11 protein-coding genes are annotated in these 8153 nt (G+C 53.7%); 5 read left to right on the forward strand and 6 right to left on the reverse strand.

What is annotated here, in order from left to right; all coding sequences use genetic code 11:
- Positions 1-19 precede the first annotated feature (19 nt).
- Positions 20-1150 carry a hypothetical protein gene (locus EGH23_RS19030; RefSeq protein ID WP_220581568.1) on the forward strand — a complete coding sequence of 377 codons (1131 nt, stop codon included), beginning with the start codon at positions 20-22 and terminating at the stop codon, positions 1148-1150.
- A gap of 513 nt (positions 1151-1663) precedes the next feature.
- The gene (locus EGH23_RS19035) at positions 1664-1957 is read left to right on the forward strand and encodes a hypothetical protein (protein ID WP_220581569.1); all 294 of its coding nucleotides are present in this window, start codon (positions 1664-1666) and stop codon (positions 1955-1957) included.
- Between the two features lie 52 nt (positions 1958-2009).
- On the opposite strand, the gene EGH23_RS19040 is transcribed toward EGH23_RS19035, so the two are convergent.
- Positions 2010-2420 (reverse strand): TRAM domain-containing protein, encoded by a 411-nt coding sequence (locus tag EGH23_RS19040; protein ID WP_220581570.1) that lies wholly within the window; start codon positions 2418-2420, stop codon positions 2010-2012.
- A gap of 58 nt (positions 2421-2478) precedes the next feature.
- Between EGH23_RS19040 and EGH23_RS19045 the strand changes: the two genes are divergently transcribed.
- The 3 genes from EGH23_RS19045 to EGH23_RS19055 all read left to right on the forward strand — a co-directional run bounded on the left by EGH23_RS19045 (position 2479) and on the right by EGH23_RS19055 (position 5505).
- A complete protein-coding gene (locus tag EGH23_RS19045; protein WP_220581571.1) occupies positions 2479-2685 on the forward strand; it encodes a hypothetical protein in 207 nt (68 codons plus the stop codon).
- A gap of 269 nt (positions 2686-2954) precedes the next feature.
- A complete protein-coding gene (locus tag EGH23_RS19050) occupies positions 2955-3701 on the forward strand; it encodes a hypothetical protein (protein ID WP_220581572.1) in 747 nt (248 codons plus the stop codon).
- A gap of 121 nt (positions 3702-3822) precedes the next feature.
- Entirely contained in the window at positions 3823-5505 is a 1683-nt protein-coding gene (locus tag EGH23_RS19055) for a hypothetical protein (RefSeq protein ID WP_220581573.1), read from the forward strand.
- A gap of 103 nt (positions 5506-5608) precedes the next feature.
- Here EGH23_RS19055 and EGH23_RS19060 read toward each other — a convergent pair whose 3' ends face one another.
- The 5 genes from EGH23_RS19060 to EGH23_RS26515 all read right to left on the reverse strand — a co-directional run bounded on the left by EGH23_RS19060 (position 5609) and on the right by EGH23_RS26515 (position 7752).
- Complete coding sequence (locus EGH23_RS19060) at positions 5609-5899, reverse strand: hypothetical protein (RefSeq protein WP_220581574.1); 291 nt, start codon at positions 5897-5899, stop codon at positions 5609-5611.
- Positions 5900-5991: 92 nt separating this feature from the next.
- A complete protein-coding gene (locus EGH23_RS19065) occupies positions 5992-6813 on the reverse strand; it encodes a hypothetical protein (RefSeq protein ID WP_220581575.1) in 822 nt (273 codons plus the stop codon).
- 66 nt (positions 6814-6879) lie between these two features.
- A complete protein-coding gene (locus tag EGH23_RS19070; protein ID WP_220581576.1) occupies positions 6880-7122 on the reverse strand; it encodes a DUF7389 domain-containing protein in 243 nt (80 codons plus the stop codon).
- 58 nt (positions 7123-7180) lie between these two features.
- Entirely contained in the window at positions 7181-7438 is a 258-nt protein-coding gene (locus EGH23_RS27265; RefSeq protein ID WP_220581577.1) for a winged helix-turn-helix transcriptional regulator, read from the reverse strand.
- 119 nt (positions 7439-7557) lie between these two features.
- Entirely contained in the window at positions 7558-7752 is a 195-nt protein-coding gene (locus EGH23_RS26515; RefSeq protein ID WP_236044943.1) for a hypothetical protein, read from the reverse strand.
- Positions 7753-8153: the final 401 nt, after the last annotated feature.

Raw genomic sequence — 8153 nt, forward strand, 5'->3', positions numbered from 1 at the left:
TATCGACCGAGAAGGAATTATGCCATTCAAAGCTCTCCAAGACGGTGACCCGGTCTACCCTGAACAAGTCAATACTGCCGATGCAGAACTTGATTGTTTCGACTGTGATGAGTCCGTGGCCATACGCGAAGCGCACAAACGGAATGGTTCATTCGTCGCGCGACATTTCTGGCATCCTGATGGGACACCCGATGGCTGTGAATCAGTAGGTGGGGAGTCCTGGGAACACCAGCGGATGAAATCAATCGCTGCTTCAAAAGCCAAGAGGAGATGGCCAGACGCCAATGTTCAACTGGAACAACAGGTAGCCAATCGTCGGGCAGACGTGCTCGTTGTCTTTAATCAGTTCCATTATCGGTACGGCAACGGGATTGCGATCGAAGCCCAGCACAAACACGAAGACAAAGAGTTCGAAGCCGTTGAGGCTGACTTCCAATCAAACCGGTACTCGGTTCTCTGGCTACATGAAGAGCAGTACCACGGCAAAGATGTCGATTTAGACGCCGGCGATTGGGCAATATGGTGGGCGGACGCTGTTCCAGACAGAGCACAGTGGAATGGATACCACGGTATCGTCCATTGGCTGCATCAAGAACAGCGACCAAGTGTTGAGCGTAAAATTCCGTTCCCCTCTGAGTTCTACCGGGCGGAACTACGCCAGGCTTGGAAAAAAGGAAAAGAAGTGAGAAACAGCTGGGAAACCATCTACCAAGAGAAACTCGGACGGGGATCATCGTTCTTATCGTTGAGTCGAGCGCCTGAATCCAATGACCCGTATCTAATCCTATCGAAGGGTAGAGGTTCCAAGAATGAGATCGTGCATGTACCAATACGGTTGAGCGACGAGAACGCGGAGAAGTTCCGCACGTTCGCTGATTCAGTTAAGGGGCTTGCAGATGAACACGGTGACTTCGTTGACAAGGACGCCGACGATTGGCAAACTGACGTTGAGGTCTGGTTAGAGACCTACATAGATGACAAGAGCGGGGTGCTCAAAATCAAACGACCACCAGATGGGACAGTTGCCTTCGTCCTCAAGGGTATTGAACGTGGGAATGCTGATGGAGTCACCGTCGCCAGTACAAACCTATATCCAGAGAGGCTTATCAAAACAACACGACAGATCGCGTCAGTGATTGAGGGTTCTTAGTCGTAGCGGCGTCCTGATCGATTCTAATAGGGTATGGGTAGGTGAGATCATAGTTCGAACATTGGTAGTCGCTTCCTTGCAGACGCCAATCGTGGTTGCAGGGACGGGGGTCGCGACTCAGGTCAGAAAGGCCCACACATACTGCAATATGCTTTTCTCACCGTATTCAGGATATTCAGAGTTCACAGAAAGGAAGTCCTTTCTACGCTATACTGAAAACAGCGATAATTCATAAGACGAAATCCAGTCCCGAAAAGGGATGAACACCGAATAGTCCGTTCTGTCAGTAGACACCGGGGTAATCGATTGAATGTGCTTTGTTCGATTTTGCGATGTGACGACCTGTCCGCTGCTCCCCACGAAGTTTTGAATCCGATCCTTCACTTGATGGCACTCATCTGACAACTAAAATCAAAAATCATTACAGTCGAGCCTCTCGCTATGTGCTGAAAGCCACCAGAATCCCCCTACGACGCCTGGATATACTTGTATCAGCGGGCAGTACCACCCACTATGACTGCTGACAAATCGCCGGTCCACCACGACACACTCCCCGAACCAACGAATCTTCGAGATACACTCGAACGAGCTGGCATCGAACATCTCGACGTCGACGAGGAGCGAATCGTCGTAATCTATCAACAAGCGATTCTCATGGTCACCGCCACGGACGGCCAGGTAACAGCCACACAGGAACTCGACGTCGAACTCTGGGAAGCAGCGCCACGCTCGACAGCACCGGACTCCGAGGCAGTCCTGACTTCGTTCACCGACGAACTGATGGCCGCGACGAGCACACCACAATAATACCCCGACCCCGAGTCGTCTCGAAACCGAGAGAGATTACACCCTCGCTACGTTACTCGTAATAACTCAGCCGCTCGGTTACCGCAGCAAAGGCCACGTTCGCTTGCATGGTTTGAATCTCGACATCAACGCGTTCGCCGAGTTCCGTGTCGGGGACGATCACGACATACCCTCGCTCAACTCGAGCCACCCCATCGCCTTGCTCGCCGATATCTTCGATTTCGACTCGTCGCGTCTCCCCCTCCTCGACTGGCGGCCCCTGTGTCCGCTCAGCTGCTGGCTGAGAGCCCACACTGCTCCGACGCGTAGTCGACTCAGTAGGGAGCAACGCGACCCGATACGTCTCACCGACCTCCAACTCACCAGTCTGTACCTCCTCAGCAGGCACGTCGATCACGAACGACTCACCATCCTCCTCGATCTCAGCAGAGAACAAACACTGTAGTTGTGGCGGAATTTCCATCTATACAGATACCACGTCACCAGCCGCCTATTTGATTCTACTCCCACGGATAGCGCTCATGGCGCTCGTAGTAGCCTGCAATCTGCTGGTCGAACTCGATTTCGTGTGGGAGCGGATCGCCAGCGTGGACGTCCTCAAAGGAGACACCATCGGGCAACCACTCGCGCGATTGCGCCCCATCGGACTCACTCGACGCGCCCAGCTCAAGAAACCGTGGGTGGTCACAGACGTCGCACGTCCAGATTTCTCGTCCGGTCACCGGTGACGAACCGATCCCATCCCGGCCAGCGTACGAGTGTGGTGCCGGCTCTTGACAGCCAATACAGTAGTAGCGGTGCTCAAGGCTAGCCGGGTCCCCGACAGAATACTCCTGAACGATCCCGGGCACCAACCAGTACTCACATGACTCGCTTTTGTCCGGACTGCCGACAAACTCCGACGGATTCCTGATTCGATTGTTAGACCGACTACGCTGGAGGTACTGATACCTGAATCACCGAAAATACTACAGCGTAAGCATCTGTCGAGAAGCGTATGAGAAGAACAGACACACAAACTGACGAGGACGATGATAACGACGAGTTTGATCTTGCCGAATTCATCGACAGCAAATCATCACTATTCACCGTATTGGGTGTGTTCGTCGCCGTCGCCGCATATCTCTCTCGAGCTGAACCCGGCGCAGTAACGGACGCAGAAATGATGTTGAAAACCGGATACACGGCTTCGCTCGGGCTCGCATTACTCATGTTCTTCCTCATCTACCGGTCAATGCGGAACGAATTCGGGACGTGGACCGACCTTCACCACGCGCACCTGCAACTCGATAACTGGGCGTTGACCGTCTTCACCACGTTCACCGGGTTGTTACTCCTCTCAGTCACGTACATGATTACGCTGAACGACCCAGTGGTGTTCCTGCTCATTATCACTAGCGCGGCCGTGTTCGGTCTCATAGCGTTCACGAACGCTGTGTACGCCGTCGGTCGCCGTGTTCCTCGCACCCCGCTGTGGCGGATACCAACGATGTTCGTTGTTTGCTCGGCCGCTTTGGCCGCGTCGTTATACGTACGGACTCGATACTTAGCTGGGATTGAGATTACGACGATTCAGGAATTGACGTTCGCTGACCCAGTGCCAATCGTGTTGATGCTCATGGTCGTGTTCGTCGCCACGATTCAATCGCTCGCCGCGGTCGGTCTCATCGCTACTATTCTCGGGGTCCCGGTCGTTGCTATCGATAAGATTCGCGGTGTTTCGCCGTATGATCATGCTGGGTGACCTACCGTAGACTGATCGACGAACTCATCGGGATACCATTTATCCGCCGAATTCTTGGGATGTACAGGAGGGGAAAAGCTAAAATCATCTCACGATTTGTAACAGTGAGTCCATATTCAGAATGCCCTGTGTCACTTGTGGCCGCATATTAGCCTACCATACTGAGAAGCAAGTGCTGTACTGCCCTGTCTGTTTAGATCTCCCTGCCGCAGACCCTAAAGCTGTCAAAGAGTTAGCGTCAGAGATTCGAGAAGATTATCTGAACGATGAGCAGTTAATGGGAATATTGCAAGAGTACGGGAATATCAGGGTTATCGCTGAGTTCACGAAGGAGTTGAACGAAGGGGCCGCTGGGATGGTCACGGAGAACAATATGTCGTTCCGGCAATTCTTCAACGCACTCCCGATTCTCAAAGCAGTGTATGAACATAGTAATAAGTTCGATCATCAGTTAAAACCAGGGACAGGTGACGAGCAGGAGGAAATCGCGGAACGAGTGGAAGGGATACTGAACGCTGGGACGGTTCTCATTCCTGTGTTGGAGCAGACGAAGGAAGATTTTGCAGTCCCAATTCACCTCTCTCCGCTTGCACCGTCGTCGTGGCAGGACTTCTACGCGAATTACTCGTTCCCCCATTCAGAGTACTGGTGGTGTTCAGAGCGATGTCTGCGTGCTAACGTCGGTGCGAGAGAAGAGATCCGCGAGGAGTTTATTCAGAAAGAAGTAATATTCCGGTCATTTGATCGGCCGGAAAGCCAGGATTTTGACGCGGTTCGGGAGTGGGCGGACCATTGGTACGGATTTATCGTTTCGATTGGGTTTGCGTCAGCACTTGATACCACGGTCGATGAAGCGTTCACGACGCAGTTCCCGGATTCAGTCTCAATTTTCGATTTAGAAGCGTTACTTGATGACGTCAATGACGTTGTTGAGGATGTTGTTACAAGCAGAGAGGGCGGTGATTTTCGTGCGACAGGGATTCCCGCGCACGAATTCGATGAAGTAGGTGAAGGTGTGTTCGGTGATGATTGGCCTGCTGTTCGGTCGTCTGTGTTGGTGAGTGAGTCCAATCCAGATGCACACCCGTTGTTCTTCGAGTTGTCAGGGACAAAACCAATACAATTCTCAGGTGGGAGACCCGCACGTGAAGTCCCGATAGACCGTGTGGTTTACCCAGATCAGTTCTCGCAGCTAGTGAAGTTCCAGTTATTCCCGTTCTTGGAGAACGGAGAGTTAGAGAAGAGCACAGCCGTCCTCGGACCATTGACAGCGAAGCGTGGTGTGGAATTTGAGCGGAACGTGTACGAGTACTTGCGGGATACGCCTGCAGTGAGTGATGTGTTTCACAGTTGTAAAACGTCGAAGCAGAACGGGAATGAGATGGACGTCGTGTTCAGGCATGATGGGACAACGTATTTCGTGGAGGTGAAGTTCCTGTTGCCGACGTTGAATATGCAGTCCAAAAGTGGAATTGAAAAGGTGAACGAGAAGTACGACAAAAAAATTTTCAAGGAAACAAATGATGCGACAGGTAAACCGTTTCCGGAGAAGGTTACTTCGTACCGTAATTTAGAAACTGATGCCGAGGTCTCACACCAAGTGTCGACGGATAACGACGACCGTGAGCAAATGCAGGTCCCGAGAGAATGGCTTGATGGGGAATACGAGATGCTTGTTGTGTCTAATTTTGTCCCAGCCTACTTGGAGAAATGCGAGGTGCGATTCCTCACTGATTTAGAGTTGTTCCAGTGGCTCGATAAAGATGAAGATGTGTTCTACGATGTACTCCAACCACGCTGTTAACGGAGAGGTACGGGCTTTCCCTGGCTCGCCAATCAAGCGCTTAACAGAGTCTCCTGGGAGTAAATAACCGATTGCATTACTTCGCGCCTTCTTCCTGATTCACTTAATCGGTCGATGCGACCTGCATCTCGATCTCAAGGAGCTCGATTGCCTCACGGATGAAGAACTCCGCCGAATCAGGATCGTCAGTGTCGAGTGCCTTGTTTAGCAGTTGCGCTATCTCCTCTCTATTTTCGAGGTAGAGGTATTGGAGCGCCTCTCGGACGTGGTAGTTCGTTGTTTCAGTGTCGTCAACGTCGAGTGCCTGCTCTAATACATCGAGAACCTGTGCATGGTCATCGGCCACTGAAGGCGAGCCTGCACGATCGTGGTCACCGTTGTTTCCTTCTGGCATAGCTCGGATACCGCTTTTGCGAAATAGGTGGGCGCTTCATCGTAAGAGCACCACTTATCGCTCCGTGTGAATTTGTTCGGAACTGGACAGTATTACTCGCGAGACTCGATGTCGAAGGTTTGGAGATGCGACCGCAGGCGAGCGTAGGCTCCATCATCGCTCCCGGAAGTCACACAGAATCGGTTCGGCCGAGCAGCGTGAGGGTCGCCACCACTATCGATCCAGCGCTCCATCGTGAACTCCTGTGCGTCGAGTTCGTCTTCGTCCTCGTTCGTTTGAAACACCGCTGCAACCACGGGCGTTCCGTGGTTCTCGGCTCGATAGGCGACCTCAACTGCCGCGTGGTCGGCCTCGAATCGCGTCCAGCCCTCGAACGTCGCTGGCGGGTCCACAGCGAACGCCTCGACTGCTCGGCGTTCTTTCGTCGCTTCGACGGCACTCCGCCACGCCTGTTCGATGGCTTCGAACTGTGCCTGCTCAATACCCTCGAGAGTCTCCATTTCGAGACGATCACTTGCCCACGCCAGCACAGTCTTGGCTTTCTTCGCTCGCTCGTTGTGGTCTCCATTCAGGCAGCCGAAATTCCGCTCTCGGGGAGATAGTGCGAACGTCATCCGTCGCCAGTAGCCCGGATCGGCCGCTCGGTCTTCGCCACGGTCGGGCGCCCACTCGGTCATCGACTGGCGAATTTCCTCGTGGTGACCAAAGCCGGTACGCCGACCAGCAGCTGAGAGCACCCGTTCGGCGAGGTCAATCATCCGCTCGGTCTCGTCAGCGGGAACTTCCTCGGGACGGTCGATGTCAACGTAGTACGGCAGGCCGTACTCGGCCACGAGAACTCGGTCGATATCGGGACCAATGGGTGCTTCTTCGAGGAAGGTCGGTTCGACTCCATCAACTGATTCAGCGTGCATTTCGGGAAGGCCTCCACATGCGGGAGGCCGCACAAAATCGACAAGCAAGAGAAAAAGAGCGAGTGGTTACGACTCGTCGGGCTGCGTCGGCTGGATCATCCGGATTCGGTCACCGTACTCCGCTTCGTACTCGGCGAGCAACTGTTCGAACTCCTCGAGAGCATCCGTCGCAGTCTCGCCTTTCGCTTTGATCGTGATCTTGTCTTCGTCACGAGTGCCAGTGCCGCGTTTGAGTCGGGCCTCGACACTAGCTCCGATATCCGTCCGTTCGACTCGCTCAACGTCGTCTGAAGTGGTGTCGTCGGACATAGTTCATCTCGGGAGCGCGCTCTCTGGTACGCCCCGCATCCATCGGGGGCGCAGAAAATCAGTCCTGTTTGATTTTGAGCGAGTAGACCTGTTGCCGAGCGTCCATCGTCGAGATGCGAGCGGTGATGATGTCGTTCTCTTCGAGCATTCTCAGCGCAGATCGAATGGTCCGAACAGGGAGAAGCGTTGACTCCGAGAGTTGCGACTGTGTGAGTTTGCCCTCGTATTCGAGGGTCTTAGCAACCAGCTTTGCACTCGGTGGCAGCTCTTGCAGCTCGGCGGCGTCCGAAACTGAACAAGAGCTTTCAGTAGGCATTGGTTCGCAGTAGGACCCTCTCTCGGCATAATATCCTACCGAGTGTGTACAGCACATACACAACCGCTTTAGTTCTGATTTGACCGACACGAGCTTCAGATGAAACGACTGAAAGGCCGCTACTCGACATCGTATCGCTCCTCGACGAGCGACCGATAGTATTCGTGGTGATCTACATCAACGTCGTCACAGGCGTTGGGGGATTTCGCAATCACACTCGCAAACGCTGACTCAGGAGTCCACCCCTCATCCTGTCGAGTGGCATCCCACTCACGGACGGCGGCCTGCTGACCGTCACGCGTTACGTACAGCACGCGTAGCGCTGGTCGTTCTCGGTTCGGTCCAGCGACGGGTGCGTTCGTTTGCCGACTCACTGTCCATTCCAAGAGAAGGCCACCCCGACACTGAATCGCGTACAGGGGCTGTTCATCGTCGCCAATCGGTTCTTCCGGACCCTTTCGCGCCCAAGACTCGGGCAGTGGCCGATTGTCAGTCTCGTCTTTCCAGCGCCATTCAAGTGTCGTGCCTGATCGCTGTGTGCTACCCATAGTTGGTCTCTCTCACTTGCCAGGAGAGTGCACAAAATCGCGGGAGTAGGCCTCTACCGCAACTTTCTTAGATCATGAGGAATGAGTACAATCCACGTCGGACTCACCATGAAAACAGCCGAGTCCCCTACCCCGAACAGCGACCCCGCCAGCATTGAGACCCACGT

The organism is Haloarcula nitratireducens (genome assembly GCF_019599505.1).

What these genes read in the sequence shown, in the direction of transcription:
- EGH23_RS19030 (WP_220581568.1), top strand. Translation starts at nt 20, where the DNA reads ATGCCATTCAAAGCTCTCCAAGACGGTGACCCGGTCTACCCTGAACAA.
- EGH23_RS19035 (WP_220581569.1), top strand. Translation starts at nt 1,664, where the DNA reads ATGACTGCTGACAAATCGCCGGTCCACCACGACACACTCCCCGAACCA.
- EGH23_RS19040 (WP_220581570.1), bottom strand. Translation starts at nt 2,420, where the DNA reads ATGGAAATTCCGCCACAACTACAGTGTTTGTTCTCTGCTGAGATCGAG.
- EGH23_RS19045 (WP_220581571.1), top strand. Translation starts at nt 2,479, where the DNA reads ATGGCGCTCGTAGTAGCCTGCAATCTGCTGGTCGAACTCGATTTCGTG.
- EGH23_RS19050 (WP_220581572.1), top strand. Translation starts at nt 2,955, where the DNA reads ATGAGAAGAACAGACACACAAACTGACGAGGACGATGATAACGACGAG.
- EGH23_RS19055 (WP_220581573.1), top strand. Translation starts at nt 3,823, where the DNA reads ATGCCCTGTGTCACTTGTGGCCGCATATTAGCCTACCATACTGAGAAG.
- EGH23_RS19060 (WP_220581574.1), bottom strand. Translation starts at nt 5,899, where the DNA reads ATGCCAGAAGGAAACAACGGTGACCACGATCGTGCAGGCTCGCCTTCA.
- EGH23_RS19065 (WP_220581575.1), bottom strand. Translation starts at nt 6,813, where the DNA reads ATGCACGCTGAATCAGTTGATGGAGTCGAACCGACCTTCCTCGAAGAA.
- EGH23_RS19070 (WP_220581576.1), bottom strand. Translation starts at nt 7,122, where the DNA reads ATGTCCGACGACACCACTTCAGACGACGTTGAGCGAGTCGAACGGACG.
- EGH23_RS27265 (WP_220581577.1), bottom strand. Translation starts at nt 7,438, where the DNA reads ATGCCTACTGAAAGCTCTTGTTCAGTTTCGGACGCCGCCGAGCTGCAA.